Annotated in this window: 15 protein-coding genes and 1 pseudogene; 14 read left to right on the top strand and 2 right to left on the bottom strand. The window is 62.8% G+C overall.

Annotated elements, in window-relative coordinates; translation table 11 throughout:
• The first annotated feature begins 82 nt into the window (after positions 1–82).
• Genes J6524_RS06520 through J6524_RS06505 form a run of 4 tightly spaced genes read left to right on the top strand, consistent with a single transcriptional unit; the run spans position 83 to position 6,154 of the window.
• Positions 83–2,350, top strand: coding sequence for an acyl-CoA dehydrogenase (locus tag J6524_RS06520; RefSeq protein ID WP_225669552.1), 2,268 nt, complete (start codon positions 83–85; stop codon positions 2,348–2,350).
• Positions 2,350–3,633 (top strand): acetyl-CoA C-acetyltransferase, encoded by a 1,284-nt coding sequence (locus J6524_RS06515; RefSeq protein WP_225669551.1) that lies wholly within the window; start codon positions 2,350–2,352, stop codon positions 3,631–3,633. Before J6524_RS06520 ends, J6524_RS06515 begins: the two co-directional genes overlap by 1 nt.
• A gap of 2 nt (positions 3,634–3,635) precedes the next feature.
• Entirely contained in the window at positions 3,636–5,729 is a 2,094-nt protein-coding gene (locus J6524_RS06510) for a 3-hydroxyacyl-CoA dehydrogenase NAD-binding domain-containing protein (RefSeq protein ID WP_225669550.1), read from the top strand.
• Positions 5,726–6,154 (top strand): acyl-CoA thioesterase, encoded by a 429-nt coding sequence (locus J6524_RS06505; RefSeq protein ID WP_225669549.1) that lies wholly within the window; start codon positions 5,726–5,728, stop codon positions 6,152–6,154. Before J6524_RS06510 ends, J6524_RS06505 begins: the two co-directional genes overlap by 4 nt.
• Positions 6,155–6,293: 139 nt before the next feature.
• Here the strand turns inward: J6524_RS06505 and J6524_RS06495 are convergent.
• Positions 6,294–6,593: pseudogene (locus J6524_RS06495) on the bottom strand (YMGG-like glycine zipper-containing protein); the annotation flags it as partial.
• A 143-nt stretch (positions 6,594–6,736) separates the two neighbouring features.
• On the opposite strand from J6524_RS06495, the gene J6524_RS06490 reads away from it, so the two are divergent.
• Positions 6,737–6,925, top strand: a complete 189-nt coding sequence (locus J6524_RS06490; protein ID WP_225669841.1) for a hypothetical protein — start codon at positions 6,737–6,739, stop codon at positions 6,923–6,925.
• 24 nt (positions 6,926–6,949) lie between these two features.
• Here J6524_RS06490 and J6524_RS06485 read toward each other — a convergent pair whose 3' ends face one another.
• Complete coding sequence (locus J6524_RS06485) at positions 6,950–7,393, bottom strand: nuclear transport factor 2 family protein (RefSeq protein WP_225669548.1); 444 nt, start codon at positions 7,391–7,393, stop codon at positions 6,950–6,952.
• A gap of 224 nt (positions 7,394–7,617) precedes the next feature.
• Here J6524_RS06485 and J6524_RS06480 point away from each other — a divergent pair, with 224 nt between their 5' ends.
• The 9 genes from J6524_RS06480 to J6524_RS06440 all read left to right on the top strand — a co-directional run bounded on the left by J6524_RS06480 (position 7,618) and on the right by J6524_RS06440 (position 16,922).
• Positions 7,618–8,448, top strand: coding sequence for a DeoR/GlpR family DNA-binding transcription regulator (locus J6524_RS06480; RefSeq protein WP_225669547.1), 831 nt, complete (start codon positions 7,618–7,620; stop codon positions 8,446–8,448).
• 139 nt (positions 8,449–8,587) lie between these two features.
• On the top strand, positions 8,588–9,028 hold the full coding sequence (locus tag J6524_RS06475) for a RidA family protein (RefSeq protein ID WP_312002350.1): 441 nt from the start codon (positions 8,588–8,590) through the stop codon (positions 9,026–9,028).
• Positions 9,029–9,224: 196 nt separating this feature from the next.
• A complete protein-coding gene (glpD, locus tag J6524_RS06470; protein ID WP_225669546.1) occupies positions 9,225–10,769 on the top strand; it encodes a glycerol-3-phosphate dehydrogenase in 1,545 nt (514 codons plus the stop codon).
• Complete coding sequence (locus J6524_RS06465; protein ID WP_225669545.1) at positions 10,766–11,905, top strand: ABC transporter ATP-binding protein; 1,140 nt, start codon at positions 10,766–10,768, stop codon at positions 11,903–11,905. Before glpD ends, J6524_RS06465 begins: the two co-directional genes overlap by 4 nt.
• Before the next feature lie 12 nt (positions 11,906–11,917).
• Positions 11,918–13,003 carry an ABC transporter ATP-binding protein gene (locus J6524_RS06460; protein WP_225669544.1) on the top strand — a complete coding sequence of 362 codons (1,086 nt, stop codon included), beginning with the start codon at positions 11,918–11,920 and terminating at the stop codon, positions 13,001–13,003.
• Entirely contained in the window at positions 13,003–13,905 is a 903-nt protein-coding gene (locus J6524_RS06455) for a carbohydrate ABC transporter permease (protein ID WP_225669543.1), read from the top strand. Before J6524_RS06460 ends, J6524_RS06455 begins: the two co-directional genes overlap by 1 nt.
• Positions 13,905–14,711: a carbohydrate ABC transporter permease gene (locus J6524_RS06450; RefSeq protein WP_225669542.1), complete on the top strand. Its 807-nt coding sequence runs from the start codon at positions 13,905–13,907 to the stop codon at positions 14,709–14,711. The genes J6524_RS06455 and J6524_RS06450 overlap by 1 nt, the downstream gene beginning before the upstream one ends.
• A 9-nt stretch (positions 14,712–14,720) precedes the next feature.
• On the top strand, positions 14,721–15,050 hold the full coding sequence (locus tag J6524_RS06445; protein WP_225669541.1) for a DUF2160 domain-containing protein: 330 nt from the start codon (positions 14,721–14,723) through the stop codon (positions 15,048–15,050).
• Positions 15,051–15,179: 129 nt separating this feature from the next.
• Entirely contained in the window at positions 15,180–16,922 is a 1,743-nt protein-coding gene (locus J6524_RS06440; RefSeq protein WP_225669839.1) for an ABC transporter substrate-binding protein, read from the top strand.
• Positions 16,923–16,998: the final 76 nt, after the last annotated feature.

Raw genomic sequence — 16,998 nt, 5'->3', positions numbered from 1 at the left:
ATCCCGCGCTTTTCAGCTAGAATATATCAGCGTTTGGCACAGGTGAGGCGTGACGTCGCGCCCCGATCATGAGGAGGTCGCCATGAGCTTCCGCCGCGATTTCATCAGCAAGCCGATCTTCGCGTTCGCGCGCGGCGCCATGCCGGCGATGTCCGACACCGAGCGCGAGGCGCTGGAGGCGGGCGACGTCTGGTGGGACGCCGACCTCTTCACCGGCAATCCCGACTGGTCGAAATTGCTGGCCGTCGCGCCGGCCACTTTGACCGACGAAGAAAAGGCCTTTCTCAACGGCCCCGTCGACGAGCTCTGCGCCATGCTCGACGAGTGGAAGATCAATTGGGAATGGCGCGATCTGCCACCCGAGGCATGGTCCTTCATCAAGCGCCACAAATTCTTCGGCATGATCATCCCAAAGCAGTTTGGCGGGCTTGGCTTCTCGCCCTATGCGCATTCGGAAGTGGTGCGGAAACTTTCCTCGCGTTCGCTGACCGCGGCTGTCACCGTGATGGTGCCGAACTCGCTCGGACCTGGCGAACTCCTGATGCGCTTCGGCACCAAAGAGCAACAGGACAAATGGCTGCCGCGCCTTGCCGATGGCCGCGACATTCCCTGCTTCGGCCTGACCAGCCCGGAAGCGGGCTCGGATGCCGCCTCGATGGTCGACACCGGCATCATCTGCAAGGGCGATTTCGAGGGCCGCGAAGTGCTCGGCCTGCGGCTGAACTGGCACAAGCGCTACATCACGCTGGGACCCGTGGCGACGCTGCTCGGTCTGGCCTTCAAGGCCTATGACCCCGATCATCTCGTGGGTCAGCAGGAGGAACTCGGCATCACGGTCGCCTTGGTCCCGACCCATCTGCCCGGCGTCGACATCGGCCGCCGCCATCTGCCGGCGATGCAGGTTTTCCAGAATGGCCCGAACTGGGGCCGCGATGTCTTTATCCCGATGGACTACATCATCGGCGGCCAGGAGCGTCTTGGACAAGGCTGGAAGATGTTGATGACGGCGCTCGCCGCTGGCCGCGGCATCTCGCTGCCTTCGCTCTCTGCCGCAGGTGCGGCCTATGCGGCGCGCACCACTGGCGCCTATGCCCGCATCCGCGAGCAGTTCGGCATTTCCATTAGCAAGTTCGAAGGCATTGAGGAGCCGCTCGCCCGCATCGCAGGCACCGCCTATCTGCTCGACGCCGCGCGCCGGCTGACCTGCGCGGCGCTCAATCAAGGGCATCATCCCGCCGTCATTTCCGGAATCATGAAGCTGCACGCCACCGAGCGGATGCGGATCGTGATCGACGACGCCATGGACATCCATGGCGGCAAGGCTGTCATCGACGGGCCGCAGAATTACATGGGCAGCCTCTATCGTGCGGTGCCGGTCGGCATCACCGTCGAGGGCGCCAATATCCTCACGCGAAATCTTATCGTGTTCGGCCAAGGCGCGATCCGCGCGCATCCATTCCTGCTGGACGAAATGAATGCGTTGGGTGAAGCGGACCGCACAAAAGGCCTAGATGCCTTTGACAGGGCGTTCTGGAGCCATGTCGGCCACAGCTTCAAAACCATGTTCCGAGCCTGGAGCCGTAGCTGGACCGGCGGCCTGTTCGCACCGGCGCCCGATGCCGGGGAGGCGACGCGGTTCTATCGCCAGCTCTCGCGCTACTCGTCTGCATTTGCGCTGTGCGCGGACATGGCGCTGCTCACGCTCGGCGGCGCGCTCAAGCGCAAGGAAATGCTCTCGGCGCGGTTTGGCGATATCCTGTCCGAACTCTATCTGTTGTCGGCTGCGCTGAAGCGCTGGCAGGACGAGGGCCGGCAGCGAGAAGATTTCGCTGCGCTTGAATGGTGCATGGCAAGTGGTTTCCGCACAATCGAAAATCGCTTTGCAGAAATCCTCGCCAATTTGCCGAACCGGTTTGTAGCTGTCATCCTCAAATTCCTGATCCAGCCGTTCGGCGCAAAGGTAACCGGCCCATCCGACCGCGTCGTGCATCAATGCGCCGAACTCGTGCTGGAGCCGTCGGCGGCGCGCGACCGGCTCACGCCGGACCTTGCCGCTGTCGATGATGATGGCGGCATCGCACGGCTGGAGAAGGCTTTCCGCCTAGTGGCCGAGATCGAGAACATCGCCAGGACCATGCGTGCCGCGCGGCTGCATGACTGGAATGAAGCGGTGAAAAAGGGCGTCATCACCCAGGCTGATGGCGAGAAGCTTCAGGCCGCGCATGAGGCCGTTGCCAAGGTGATCGAGGTCGATGATTTCGCGCCTGAGGCATTGTCGCCGATTTACAGAAAGGACGCCGACGTGCATCAGTTCTTCCAGGAACTGGGTGAGCAGAGGGCGGCAAGCTGATGGCAAGACCGGTCTTTATCGTCGATGGCAGCCGGACGCCGTTCCTGAAAGCGCGCTCCGGTCCCGGCCCGTTCACGCCGGTCGATCTTGCCGTGCAATGCGGCCGGCCGCTATTGGCGCGGCAGCCTTTCGCGCCAGATGCCTTCGATCAGGTGATCCTCGGCTGCGTCAATGTCATTGCCGACGAGATGAATCCGGCCCGCGTCGCCGCGCTGCGGCTCGGCATGGGTGAGAAAATGGTCGCCTTCACCATGCAGATCAATTGCGGCTCCGGCATGCAGTCGATCGATACGGGTTACCGCTACATCCGCGAAGGCATCTCCGATCTGATCCTGGCCGGCGGCGCCGAAGCGCTGAGCCATGCGCCGCTGGTCTGGCCGCAACAAGGCGTCCGCTGGTTCGCTGGTCTTGCCAGCGCCAAGGGCATCGGCGCCAAGATCATGGCCGCGCTGAAAGTGAAGCCCGGCTATTTCAAGCCGATCATCGGGCTGGAGCGTGGGCTCACTGATCCCATCACCGAACTCAACATGGGCCAGACCGCTGAGGTGGTCGGACATCTCTTCGGCGTCACGCGCGCGCAGTCGGATGCTTACGCCGCCGAGAGCCACCGGCGGCTGGCGAAAGCGCAATCCGAAGGCTGGCTCAAGGGCGAGGTCGAGACCGCGTTCGCCCGCGACGGCAAGTTCTACGATCACGATGACGGCGTGCGGCCGGATTCGACGCCGGAGTCGCTGGCAAAGCTGAAGCCGGTGTTCGAGCGCCCCTGGGGCAAGGTCACCGCAGGCAATTCCTCGCAGATCACCGACGGCGCGTCATGGGTGATCCTGGCTTCCGAAGAGGCCGTTGCTAAACACGGGCTGACGCCCAAGGCGGCGATCCTCGACAGCCAATGGTCCGCGCTCGATCCCGGCATCATGGGCCTGGGGCCGGTGCTGTCGGCGACGGAGCTTTTGAAGCGCAACGAGCTGACCCTCGCCGATATCGAGACCTGGGAGCTAAACGAAGCGTTCGCCACCCAGGTGCTGGGCTGCCTTGCCGCCTGGAAAGACGAGAAATTCTGCAAGGAGATTCTCGGTCTCGACAGTGCGGCCGGCGAACTTGACCAGAGCAAATTGAACGTCGACGGCGGCGCGATCAGCCTCGGCCATCCCGTGGGCTGCAGCGGCAACCGCATCGTTCTGCACCTCGTCAACGCCATGAAACGGTTGGGCACAAGGCGCGGCATCGCCACCGAATGTATCGGTGGCGGGCAGGGCGGCGCGATGCTGATAGAGACGGTGTGAGCATGGATAGCCAGATCATGAACGTTCTCGGCGACCGCGTGCTCGAACTCGGGCCCAAGCCGGATGCCGATGGCCCGTACAAGAATTTCAGGCTGACGCGCGACAGCGACGGCGTCGCCTGGCTATTGTTCGACCGCGAGGGTACCAGCGCCAATACGCTTTCGGCCGACTTGATCGAAGAACTCGACAAGGTGCTGGCAGAACTGGAAACCCAGCGCCCGACGGGCCTCGTCATCCGCTCCGCCAAAAAATCCGGCTTCATTGCCGGCGCCGACGTCAACGCCTTTCGCGGCGCGACTGATGTGGCGGCAGTGGAGATCGAGATCGGCCGCGCGCATGCGGTGATCGACCGCCTCGAGGCGCTACGCGTTCCGAACGTTGCGGTAATCCACGGCTTCTGCCTCGGCGGCGGTCTTGAAGTCGCGCTCGCCTGCCAGATGCGGATCGCAATCGAGGACGCGCGGTTCGGTTTTCCCGAGGTCATGCTCGGCCTGCATCCCGGCCTTGGCGGCACCGCGCGCTTTACGCAGCTCGTCAATCCGATCCAGGCGATGCCGCTGATGCTGACCGGCAAGACCATCGATGCGCGCAAGGCTAAATCGCTCGGCCTGGTCGACGCCGTGACAGAGGAGCGCCACGTGCGCAATGCGGTCAAGGACGCCGTATCCGGCCGTCTCAAGCGCGCGCAGCCCGGGTTGTTCAACAATATTTTCAGCCTCGGTCCTGTCAGGAGCTTCCTCGCCGGGCGGATGAGGAGCGAGGCCGCCAAGGCTGCGCCGGAAGCGAATTATCCCGCGCCTTACGCGCTGATCGATCTCTGGGAAAAGCACGGTGGCGACCGCGCCGCGATGCTCAAGGCCGAGAAGGCGTCGTTTGCGCGGTTGATGGTGACGCCGACCGCGCAGAATCTGATCCGCGTGTTCTTCCTGCGCGAGCAGATGAAGAAGCTCGCCGGCAGCGGCAACAAGATCGAGCATATCCATGTCATCGGAGCGGGCGCGATGGGCGGCGACATCGCTGCCTGGTGCGCCGGCCAGGACTTGCGGGTGACGCTCGCCGACATGAAGCCGGAGCCGATCGCAGGCGCGATCAAACGCGCCGGCGATCTGTACGGCAAGATCTTGCGCAAGCGCACCGCGGTGCGGGACGCGCTCGATCGGCTGATGCCGGATATGCAGGCCGAAGGCGTCCGCAACGCCGATCTCATCATCGAGGCCGTGCCGGAAAAGCTGGAGCTGAAGCAGAAGGTCTATGCCAGCATCGAGCCGAAGATGAAGCCGGGCGCCATCCTTGCGACCAACACCTCAAGCATTCCGCTGCAAGATCTGCGCACCACGCTCTCGAGGCCCGAGCGGCTGCTCGGACTGCATTTCTTCAATCCGGTCTCGCGCCTGCAGCTCGTCGAAGTCGTCAGCCATGACGGCACCGAGCCTGAGCTGCTGAAGCAGGCGCTCGCCTTCGTCGGCGCCATCGATCGCCTGCCGCTGCCGGTGAAATCCTCGCCCGGGTTCCTCGTCAACCGCGCGCTGACGCCTTACATGCTCGAAGCGATGATGATGCTCGACGAGAAGATCGATAAGACTGTCATCGACGCCGCTGCGAAAAAATTCGGCATGCCGATGGGCCCGATTGAACTTGCTGACCAGGTCGGCCTCGACATTTGCCTCGACGTCGGCGACATGCTGCGCTCGAAATTTGGCGCTGCGCTGCCATCGACGCCAGCCTGGTTGCGCGAGAAGGTCGCCAGGGGCGAACTCGGCCGCAAGACCGGAAAGGGCTTTTACACCTGGAAGGACGGCAAGGCCGACACCGGCGGCATGTCGGCGATCTCGGAGCCGTCAGCGGAAATGATCGACCGGCTGATCCTGCCGATGTCGAATGTCTGTGTCGCTTGCCTGCGCGAGGGCATCGTCGATAATCCCGACGTGGTCGATGGCGCCATGATCTTCGGCACCGGCTACGCGCCGTTCCGTGGTGGCCCCTTGAACTATGCGCGAACCCGCGGAGTTGAGAACGTGGTCTCGACGCTGGATGCCCTGACCGACAAATTTGGCGGCCGGTTTACGCCCGACGCCGGCTGGGAGAACTTCAAGTGAGCGAAACCCATGTGCACGCGCCGGTCAACACCGAGACCGAGCCGCGGGGCGATCTCTGCATCCGCACGCTGGCCATGCCGGCCGATACCAACGCCAATGGCGATATTTTCGGCGGCTGGCTGCTCAGCCAGATGGATATCGGCGGCGGTGTGTTCGCTTCCAAGATCGCCAAGTCGCGCACGGTGACGGTTGCGATCGAGGCGATGAATTTCCGGAAAGCCGTCTATGTCGGCGATCTCGTGTCCGTTTACGCCAATCTGGTGCGGGTCGGACGCACCTCGATTACGGTACATCTGGAAGCATGGGTCGTGCGTCGCAGGGAGTTGCAGTCGATCCTGGTGACCGACGGCAACTTCACCTACGTTTCAATCGACGACAACGGCCGTCCGCAGCCGGTCACCCCGGACGGCGTTATCAAGACCTGAGCGCTTACGGGCAGGGACGCTCGTACCCGTCGCGGCCGATGAACGTGCCACGGCGCGGGTCATAGCTCGGCGAGCGCATGCAGCGCGGCGTATCGTCATAATACCGCGGCGGCGGAGGGGCGTATTGCGCCTGAACACCGCAGTAGCGCGGCGAAACCGCGACCCAGCCCTCCGGCTGCTCCATGTAGCAGCCGCCCTGATACCAGCGATAGCCGCCCGGCCGCGGTTCGCCCTGGGCGCCGATCGCTGCCCCGGTGCCTGCGCCGACGATGGCGCCGATCGCGGCTCCACGGCCGCCGCCGAGTGCGCCGCCAACAATGGCGCCGGCGGCGCCGCCGAACAGCGCGCCCCCAAGGGTGCTTTCCTGCGCCGCCGCCTCCTGGAACGGTGCGCAAACCGCAAGGGCGACCAGCATCGAGATCGCGAATTTTGGCATCATGTCAGTTTCTCCAGCCATTTGAGCGATTCGCCGTATTCCGGAACCAGCTTTGACATAGGTTGGCCTTGCGGCGCAACGGTGGAAGCGCGGAACGATTTGCGCTGCAACCCGTTGTAGGCCCGGAAGAAATCAAAGGCTGGGCCATGTCGGACACCTACATTATTGAAGTCGGCTCGCAGCCGGCTGGGATCATCGTGCGCGCCCCCGGCGGCTACCAGTTTTTCGCCGCTTCGCACCATTTCAACCGTCTGGAAGGACAGATATTTCGCAATGCACGCGAGGCCGAACGCGCCGCCAGGCAGCTCGCCAGCGGGATGACGCTGGCGGCATGACCGCCAGCGCCGGTCGTTCGGTGGTCAGAGCTTGGTGGCGGCCCGCGACAGCAGTTTCCAGTCGTTGCCCTGCTTCTGCCAGTTCATGAGGATGTGCAGGTTCTGTGGCGTCTTCTTGCCGTCGGTGAACTCCTGCTCGCCGACGAAGTTGAAGCGGACGATGGCAGTCGGGCCGACGACGCGGATTGTGGGATCCTTGTATTCGAGCGACGTCCATTTGTAGTTGGCCTTGGCGATGCCGTCGAGAAGTGCCGCCTTGGTATCGACCTTGGCGTTCGAGTGGCTGTAGCTCAGCTCTTCCGCGCAGAGTGAGGCGATCCCCTCGGCATTGCCGGCCGCCTGCGCCGCACGGAAGGCTTCGACGTTTTTTGCGACGGCATCTTCGTCCGCACCGGCAAAGGCCGGGACGACGCTCATGAGCCCAAGTGCGAGTACGGGCAAGGCGAGCTGGCGGCGATCGATGTTCATGGTTTCCTCCATTTGTTTCTGGTTGTGATCACAGTGTTGCAGCCACAAATTGCCTTGTCGAGTAGTGCGGCTCGCACGGTTTCGGGCGCGGTCGCCTTAACCAGGATTCGTTGTTTCGCCCTTTCAGCCGTTCTCGCCCCCGATCTCCCTCGTTGACCGCGGCCCCAATCAGCCGCACCATAACGGCAACTTTGTGCCCCAAGTCTAAGAGCAAGGGTGCCACCGTGGCCGGATTGTCTCACCGTCAGACTGAAATCCTCAATATCGCCCGCGCCTTTGGTCGGGTGATGGTGGAAGACCTCGCTAAACGCTTCGAGGTTTCGGCGCAAACCATCCGCAAGGACCTCAATGACCTCTGCGACCAGCGCTCGCTGACCCGCATTCATGGCGGCGCCATCATCGCCTCCGGCGTGGAAAACCTCGCCTATGAGGCACGCCGCTTCGTGGCGGCCGAGGAGAAACGGGCGATCGGCCTTGCGGCGGCGCAAAGGATTCCGAACGGCTGCTCGCTGTTCATCAACATCGGCACCACGACCGAGGAGGTCGCGAGCGCGCTGACCTCGCATGAGGATCTGCTCGTCATCACCAACAACCTTAACGTCGCGATGCTGCTCTATCGGCATCCGCGCATCGAGGTGATCGTGGCCGGTGGAGCGGTGCGGCGCGCCGACGGCGCCGTAATTGGCTCGACCGCGATCAGCCTGATCGGCCAATTCAAGGTTGACTACGCCATCATCGGCGCATCCGCGATCGACGAGGAGGGCGCGCTGCTCGACTTCGATTATCGCGAGGTGCAGGCGGCGCAGGCGATCATCGCCAACGCCCGTAGCGTCATGCTGGTCGCGGACTCGACCAAGCTTCGGCGCAGCGCGCCGGTGCGCATCGCCCATCTCAGCCAGATTCAGACCTTCGTGACCGATGCGCCATTGCCCGCAGGTCTTGCCAATATCTGCCATCATCGCGGCATCGAGGTGGTCGAGGCGATGGAGAAGCCGACGACGGATATCGACGATCCCGGCGGCGAGACGGCATCAACCGTGGTGCGGCTGAAGTAGCGCGCGCTTCGCAGAAACACCAAGCCTCGATACCTCTGTCCACAGCGTGCGCACGTCAGCATCCGCTGTCGCCGACATGCGCGGCCAGCAGGTCGTCCTTGGATTAGAAAATCTAACGCGATGCTGCAGGAAAAATGGTTTGCGCCATAGCAGCGCGGCGATGCACGAGGTGATGCCTCAAGAAAGGGAAAATCGAATGCAGATCCGACGCATCAACGCCGAAACCGCCCTCGTGCCGACGACTGGCTACAGCCAGGCGATCGAAGTCAACGGGCATACACGCACGCTTTTCATCAGCGGCCAAATTCCTGTCGCGGCTGACGGCAGCGTGCCCGAGGATTTTGAAGCGCAATGCAGGCTCGCATGGAGCAATGTCGAAGCGCAGCTTAGCGCAGCCGGCATGACACTCGACAATTTGGTGATGCATCGGACCTATCTCGCCGATCGCCGCTATACGACTGTCAATCGCGCTGTGCGGAATCAAGTTCTTGGCGGGCGGGAAACCGCACTGACCGTCGTCATTGCTGGAATCTTCGATGAAGCTTGGCTTCTCGAAATCGAGGCTGTTGCCGCAGCCTAGGCGACGGCCTAAAGGCGCCCGCGAGTTGCCGTTTGAATTCCCACAACCTCAACGGGGCGTCGGGCCTGTCCGTCGGGCAACGCGGTTCCCACTTTCGTTTCGCTTTCGGCTTGCTTTCGCTTTTGGTTGTGTTTAACTCCGCATCCGAAAGCGAAGTCGCCGAAGCGAAGAGGCGATCGCCGGGGGATGCGTTTCGTTGGATAGGGTATTCGATCTCGCCATTATCGGAGGCGGCATCAATGGCTGCGGCATCGCGCGCGATGCGGCGGGCCGAGGCAATTCCGTTTTCCTTTGTGAAATGAACGATTTAGCGAGCGCGACGTCGTCCTGGTCGACCAAGCTCGTGCATGGTGGGCTGCGCTACCTCGAATATTATGAGTTCCGGCTGGTTCGCGAGGCACTGATCGAGCGCGAAGTCCTCTGGCAGATCGCGCCCCATATCATCCGCCCGCTACGTTTCGTTTTGCCGCACCACTCGGGCCTGCGGCCGGCTTGGCTGCTCAGGCTAGGGTTGTTTCTCTATGACCATATCGGCGGCCGTCATCTGCTGCCGCCGACGCGTTCGGTCGATCTGGTCCATGACGAGGTGGGCAAGCCCTTGATCGCCAACCGCTACAAACGCGGTTTCGAATATTCCGATTGTTTCGTCGATGACGCGCGCCTCGTCGTGCTGACCGCGCGCGACGCTGCCGATCGCGGCGCCGAAATCCACACCCGTTCGCGGGCAGTCGAGATCAGGCAGATCGATGGCATCTGGCACGTCACGGTCGAGAACACGATCAGCGGCACGCGCACTACCATTCAGGCCCGCGCGCTGGTCAACGCCGGCGGTCCGTGGGTCGAACAGGTGCTGTCGTCGGGCTCCGGCGTTAACGCACGGGCAAAGGTCCGGCTCGTGCAAGGCTCGCACATCGTGGTGCGCAAGCTCTATGAGCACGATCGCGCCTACATGTTCCAGAACGCCGACGGCCGCATCATCTTCGTCATTCCCTATCAGGATGACTTCACCCTGATCGGCACCACCGATCGTGATTACGACGGCGACCCGGCCAAGGTGAAAGCCAGCCCCGAGGAGATCCAATATCTCTGCGCCTCCGCGAGCGAGTATCTGAAAAAGCCGGTGCTGCCGACCGACGTCGTGTGGACCTATTCCGGCGTGCGGCCGCTCTATGATGACGGCGCGAGCGAAGCCAAGGCTGCGACCCGCGATTACGTGTTCGAACTCGATACGCCTGGCGGCGCGCCGCTCTTGTCGATCTATGGCGGCAAGATCACAACCTATCGCCGCTTGTCGGAAGAAGCGCTGGAGCGGCTCGCGCCCTACCTTCGTAGCGAGAAAGAGAAAGAAGGGTGGACGGGCAAGGCGCCGCTGCCCGGTGGCAACATGGACGTTTCGGCGGTCGCCGCGCTGATCACGGAATTGACGCGGAAGTATCCATTTCTCAGCCGGGCGCATGCGGGCCGGCTCGCGCATGCCTACGGTACGCGTGCGACAAAATTGCTCGGCAATGCGAAGTCACTGGCCGATCTCGGCCTGTCATTTGGCGCTACCCTGACCGAGAGCGAGGTCCGGTACCTGATGTTGAACGAATGGGCCTGCACTGCTGAAGACGTGGTGTGGCGAAGATCCAAGCTCGGTTTGCGGCTGTCGGCGGATGAAATCGCTGCGCTCGACGAATGGATGAAAGCCCATCGCACCTCCGGTGAACGTCCCTTGCGTGAAGCAGGAGGACGGCCATGAGCGTCACGCTCGAACATGTCACGCGATCCGTGGACGGCATCCCGACCATTCGCGATGTCTCGCTGACGCTCGAGCGCGGCACGCTGAGCGTGCTGCTCGGGCCGACGCTGTCGGGCAAGACCTCGATCATGCGGCTACTCGCCGGACTCGACAAGCCCACCACCGGCCGCGTGCTGGTCGATGGCAAGGATGTTACCGGCGCCGACGTGCGGCAACGATCTGTGGCCATGGTCTATCAACAGTTCATCAATTATCCCTCGCTGACGGTTTATGAGAACATCGCCTCGCCCCTGCGGGTACAGGGGCGGCCGCGGGAGGAGATCGACCGGCGCGTCCAGGAGGCCGCCAAACTTCTGCGGCTTGAACCCTATCTGAAGCGCACCCCGCTGCAGCTTTCCGGCGGCCAGCAGCAGCGCACCGCCATCGCACGGGCGCTGGTCAAGGGCGCCGACCTCGTGCTGCTCGACGAGCCGCTCGCCAACCTCGATTACAAGCTGCGCGAGGAGTTGCGCGCCGAACTGCCGCGTATCTTCGAAGCGTCGGGCGCGATCTTCGTCTACGCAACGACCGAACCGTCGGAGGCGCTGCTGCTCGGCGGCAATACGGTCTGCATGTGGGAGGGGGAGGTCCTGCAGGCCGGCGATACCTCGAAGGTCTATCGCCAGCCTGATACGCTGCGGGTGGCGCAGGTATTCTCCGATCCGCCGCTCAACATCGTCGGTATCGAGAAGAAGAACGGCTTCGTGCAATATGCCGGCGGCATAAAGGCGCCGGCTACCGGCCTCTATGCAACGCTCGCCGACGGCCCCTATCGCGTCGGTTTCCGCGCCCATCAGCTCGAAGTCGCCAATGGTGTCGCCGGGCGCCATGCCTTCCACGCCACCGTCACCGTGACCGAGATCACCGGCTCGGAAAGCTTCGTTCATCTCAGCCGCGATTCGTCCAACTGGGTCGCGGTGCTGCAGGGCGTGCATGAGTACGAGCCCGGCCAGACGCTCGATGCCGTGCTCGACCCCGACAATGTTTTCGTGTTCGACGCCGCCGACCGTCTGGTTGCTGCGCCGGGCAGAGCGCTTTCGAGCGAGGTGTATCGCCCTTCGCGTGAAGAAAACGCGTCAAAAAGATCGAGCGCCTGAGGGAGATGCACCATGGCCCGCATTGACCTCGTCGACCTCGCGCACTCCTACAGCGGCAATGATGCGCCGGCGGAATCCTTTGCGCTGAAGCCCGTAACCATGACATGGCGGCAGGGCGGCGCCTACGCGCTGCTCGGCCCCTCCGGTTGCGGCAAGACCACGCTGCTGAACCTGATTTCCGGCATCGTCACGCCGTCGCGCGGAAAGATCCTGTTCGACGGCACCGACATCACGCCGCTGTCAACGCAGAAGCGCAATATCGCGCAAGTGTTTCAGTTTCCAGTGATCTACGACACCATGACGGTCGGGCAGAATCTCGCATTCCCGCTGCAGAATCGCGGCGTGCCGAAGGCCGAGGTCGAGGCGCGGGTGAGGCAGATCGCCGATCTGCTCGACCTCACGTTCTATCTCGACCGCAAGGCAACGCGTCTGACCGCCGACGCGAAGCAGAAAATTTCGCTCGGCCGCGGCCTCGTCCGCTCCGACGTCGCCGCTGTCCTGTTCGACGAGCCGCTGACGGTGATCGACCCCGAGCTGAAATGGCAGTTGCGCTCGAAGCTGAAGGCGCTGCACCGCGAGCTCGATCTCACAATGATCTACGTCACCCATGACCAGACCGAGGCGCTGACCTTTGCTGATACTGTCGTCGTCATGCATGACGGCCGAGTCGTGCAGAGCGGCACGCCGGCCGAACTGTTCGACAAGCCCGCGCATACCTTCGTGGGTTACTTCATCGGCTCGCCCGGGATGAACATTGTGCCGGCTGTCGTCAGTGGGCGCGAGGCGCGCATCGACGGTCATATCATTGGTCTGCATCGCAATTACGGTGTGCTGCCGGCGGGCGCGAAGATCGAGATCGGCGTGCGGCCGGAATTCGTCAACGTTGCCGCTCCTGCATCCGGTCTGCTGTCGGCCACGATCGAGCGCATCGACGATCTCGGGCGCGTCCGCTTCGCACGCATTCGCGTCGGCGATGCCAAGTTTGCCGCACGCGTGCCGCCAGGATTTTCCGTGCCCGACAACATGGTCGGGCTCGTGTTCGATCCCGCCCATGTTCACGTCTACGCCGACAGCCGTCTGGTCGAGGGGGTTGCCTGATGGACAAGACGATCAACCAAAAAGCCTGGTTCCTGGTGCTGCCCGTGTTCGCGGTCGTCGCATTCTCCGCGATCCTGCCGCTGATGACGGTGGTGAACTATTCGATGCAGGACACCTTCGGCAACAACCAGTTCTTCTGGAATGGCGTCGGCTGGTTCAAGGAGCTGCTCGATCCCTCTACCGATCTCGGCAGTCGTTTCCTAGCTTCGCTCGGCCGCAACCTGTTGTTCTCCGCGATCATCCTGGCGATCGAGGTGCCGCTCGGCATCGTGGTGGCGCTATCGATGCCGCGCGAGGGGTGGACAGTCGCCGTATGTCTCGTGATCCTGGCATTGCCGCTGCTGATCCCGTGGAACGTGGTCGGAACGATCTGGCAGATCTTCGGCCGGCCCGACATCGGCCTGCTTGGCTATACGCTCAACAGCCTCGGCTTTGACTATAATTACGTCTCCAACGAGTTCGACGCCTGGGCCACCGTGATCGTGATGGACGTCTGGCACTGGACCAGCCTCGTTGCGCTGCTTTGTTACGCCGGCCTGAAGTCGATTCCCGACGCCTATTACCAGGCGGCGCAGATCGACGGTGCCTCGCGCTGGGCAGTGTTCAAGGCGATCCAACTGCCCAAGATGAATCGCGTGCTGCTGATCGCCGTGCTGCTGCGCTTCATGGACAGTTTCATGATCTACACCGAGCCGTTCGTCGTCACCGGCGGCGGGCCCGGCAACTCGACCACCTTCGTCTCGATCGAGCTGGTCAAGATCGCGCTCGGGCAGTTCGACCTCGGCAAGGCCGCCGCGCTGTCGCTGGTCTACAACCTGATCATCCTGATCGTGTGCTGGGTGTTCTACACCGTGATGACCAACGCCGGGGTTGAGCGTCCCGCCAAGCAGGGAGGCGCCTGATGCATTCGATTCCCGGACGACGCCTGATCATCTCGCTATTCCTGATCTTCCTGCTGTTGCCGATCTACTGGCTCGTAAACATGAGCTTCAAGACCAACAGCGAGATTGTCACCACGATGACGCTGTGGCCGCATCAGCCGACGCTGGAGAACTACAGGCGCATCTTCACCGACGAGAGCTGGTATTCCGGCTACATCAACTCGCTGACATACGTCATGATCAACACCGTGATCTCGATCGCGGTGGCTCTGCCGGCCGCCTACGGCTTCTCGCGTTACCGCTTCCTCGGCGACAAGCATCTGTTCTTCTGGCTGTTGTCGAACCGCATGGCGCCGGCCGCGGTATTCGCGCTGCCGTTCTTCAATCTCTACTCGGCGATCAACCTGTTCGATACGCCATGGGCGGTCGCGCTGGCGCACTGCATCTTCAACGTGCCGCTGGCGGTGTGGATTCTCGAAGGCTTCGTCTCCGGCGTGCCGCGCGAGATCGATGAGACCGCGTTCCTCGACGGCTATTCGTTCCCGCGCTTCTTCGTCAAGATCCTGGTGCCGTTGATCGCGAGCGGCATCGGCGTTGCCGCGTTCTTCTGCTTCATGTTTTCCTGGGTCGAATTGTTGCTGGCGCGCACGCTGACGTCCGTCAACGCCAAGCCGATCTCGGCGATCATGACGCGCACCGTCTCCGCTGCCGGCATGGACTGGGGCCTGCTCGCCGCCGCCGGCGTGCTCACGATCATCCCGGGCGCGCTCGTCATCTGGTTCGTCCGCAACTACATCGCGCGTGGTTTCGCGCTCGGCCGGGTGTAGGGGGCGCGCATGGAACATATCGCATGGATGGCCTGGACGCTGCCGACCGCGATCTTCTTCGTGATGCTGGCGCTGACTTTGGGCGTGATGACGTGGCTCGCAGCCGCCTATCCCGAAGCCGAACGTATCGGCGTGCTGCGCATTCCGACCACGCGCGGCGACCGGCTGTTCATTTCGCTAGTGCTCGCTGCCGTCATTCATTTGCTGTGGATTGCCTTTGTCGGCACCGACCCGATCGCGACTCTCCCGATCGGGGAGGAGGGCGTTGAAATATCGAGCCTGTGGCTCGCAACCCTGATTTCGCTCGTTTCGGCCGTTGCGATTTTCCGCACCGTCTGACGAGCGAAGAAGAGCAGATCCGGGATCAACCCGGGCCTGAAATATGTGTCTGTCGCTGCAACCGGAGGATCCAACATGCGACGCTTGAGAGGAAGGAATGGTCCGTTGACCAAGGAGAGCTTTCTGACGATGACCAGTGCGGCCGCGCTGATCGCCGCTTCCGTGACCATTGCCGCGCCCGCGCGTGCGGACGACGCCGTCAATCAACGCTGGATCGACAGCGAATTCCAGCCCTCGACCCTGTCGAAAGCCGAGCAGATGAAGGAGCTGCAGTGGTTCGCCAAGGCCGCCGAGCCTTTCAAGGGCATGGAAATCAACATCGTGTCGGAAACGATCACGACGCATGAATATGAAGCGCGCACGCTTGCGAAAGCCTTTACCGAGATCACCGGCATCAAGGTCAAGCACGACCTGATCCAGGAAGGCGACGTGGTCGAGAAGCTGCAGACCCAGATGCAGTCCGGCAAGAACGTCTATGACGGCTGGATCAACGATTCCGACCTGATCGGCACCCACTTCCGCTACGGCCAGACCGTGATCCTGTCGGATTACATGGCCGGCGAGGGCAAGGACGTCACCAATCCGCAACTCGACGTCGACGATTTCATCGGCAAGTCGTTCACCACGGGCCCGGACAAGAAGCTTTATCAGCTTCCCGACCAGCAGTTCGCGAACCTCTATTGGTTCCGCTACGACTGGTTCTCCAATCCGGAATACAAAGCCAAGTTCAAGGCCAAGTACGGCTATGAGCTCGGCGTGCCCGTGAACTGGTCGGCGTATGAGGACATCGCCGAGTTCTTCACCAACGACATCAAGGAGATCAACGGCGTCAAGGTCTATGGCCACATGGACTATGGCAAGAAGGATCCCTCGCTCGGCTGGCGGTTCACCGACGCCTGGCTGTCGATGGCCGGCAACGGCGACAAGGGCATCCCGAACGGCCTGCCGGTCGACGAATGGGGCATCCGCATGGAAGGCTGCCGTCCGGTCGGCTCCTCGGTCGAGCGTGGCGGCGACACCAACGGTCCCGCCTCGGTCTATGCCATCACCAAATATCTCGACTGGCTGAAGAAATATGCCCCGCCGCAAGCGCAGGGCATGACCTTCTCCGAGGCAGGCCCGGTGCCGGCGCAGGGCAACATCGCCCAGCAGATCTTCTGGTACACCGCCTTCACCGCCGACATGGTGAAGCCCGGTATCCCGGTCGTGAACGCGGACGGCACGCCGAAATGGCGCATGGCGCCGTCGCCGCACGGCTCGTACTGGAAGGAGGGCATGAAGCTCGGCTACCAGGATGCTGGCTCCGCCACGCTGCTGAAGTCGACCCCGCCCGATCGCCGCAAGGCGGCCTGGCTGTATCTGCAGTTCATCAACTCCAAGACGGTCAGCTTGAAGAAGAGCCATGTCGGCCTCACCTTCGTGCGTGAATCCGACATCTGGGACAAGTCGTTCACCGAGCGTGCGCCGAAGCTCGGCGGCCTGATCGAGTTCTACCGCTCGCCCGCGCGCGTGCAGTGGACCCCGACCGGCAACAACGTGCCTGATTATCCGAAGCTGGCTCAATTGTGGTGGCAGAACATCGGCGATGCGTCGTCCGGTGCAAAGACGCCGCAGCAGGCGATGGATGCGCTGGCCGCAGCCCAGGACTCCGTGCTCGAACGTCTCGAGAAGAGCGGCGTGCAGGGCGCCTGCGGGCCGAAGCTGAACAAGAAGGAGACGGCCGAGTTCTGGTTCGCCAAGGCCGAGAAGGACAAGACCATCGCGCCGGCCCGCAAGCTGGCCAACGAGAAGCCGAAGGGCGAGACGGTCGACTACGACGCGCTGATCAAGTCGTGGCCCGCCACCCCGCCGAAGCGGGCCGAGGCGAAGTGACCCCCCGGCGTCATCGTCCGGCTTGACCGGACGATCCAGTACGCTGCGGCTTCTCGGCTCTATCGCTGATGGCCGT

The organism is Bradyrhizobium hereditatis (assembly GCF_020329435.1).
Taxonomy (GTDB): Bacteria; Pseudomonadota; Alphaproteobacteria; order Rhizobiales; family Xanthobacteraceae; genus Bradyrhizobium; species Bradyrhizobium hereditatis.
The sequence above is the reverse complement of the archived record's forward strand: the minus strand, read 5'-3'. Positions and strand labels throughout refer to the sequence as shown.

Bases quoted from the DNA above. Each gene is read 5' to 3' on its own strand.
- J6524_RS06520 (WP_225669552.1), top strand. From the start codon at position 83: ATGAGCTTCCGCCGCGATTTCATCAGCAAGCCGATCTTCGCGTTCGCG.
- J6524_RS06515 (WP_225669551.1), top strand. From the start codon at position 2,350: ATGGCAAGACCGGTCTTTATCGTCGATGGCAGCCGGACGCCGTTCCTG.
- J6524_RS06510 (WP_225669550.1), top strand. From the start codon at position 3,636: ATGGATAGCCAGATCATGAACGTTCTCGGCGACCGCGTGCTCGAACTC.
- J6524_RS06490 (WP_225669841.1), top strand. From the start codon at position 6,737: ATGTCGGACACCTACATTATTGAAGTCGGCTCGCAGCCGGCTGGGATC.
- J6524_RS06485 (WP_225669548.1), bottom strand. From the start codon at position 7,393: ATGAACATCGATCGCCGCCAGCTCGCCTTGCCCGTACTCGCACTTGGG.
- J6524_RS06465 (WP_225669545.1), top strand. From the start codon at position 10,766: ATGAGCGTCACGCTCGAACATGTCACGCGATCCGTGGACGGCATCCCG.
- J6524_RS06460 (WP_225669544.1), top strand. From the start codon at position 11,918: ATGGCCCGCATTGACCTCGTCGACCTCGCGCACTCCTACAGCGGCAAT.
- J6524_RS06455 (WP_225669543.1), top strand. From the start codon at position 13,003: ATGGACAAGACGATCAACCAAAAAGCCTGGTTCCTGGTGCTGCCCGTG.
- J6524_RS06450 (WP_225669542.1), top strand. From the start codon at position 13,905: ATGCATTCGATTCCCGGACGACGCCTGATCATCTCGCTATTCCTGATC.
- J6524_RS06445 (WP_225669541.1), top strand. From the start codon at position 14,721: ATGGAACATATCGCATGGATGGCCTGGACGCTGCCGACCGCGATCTTC.
- J6524_RS06440 (WP_225669839.1), top strand. From the start codon at position 15,180: ATGACCAGTGCGGCCGCGCTGATCGCCGCTTCCGTGACCATTGCCGCG.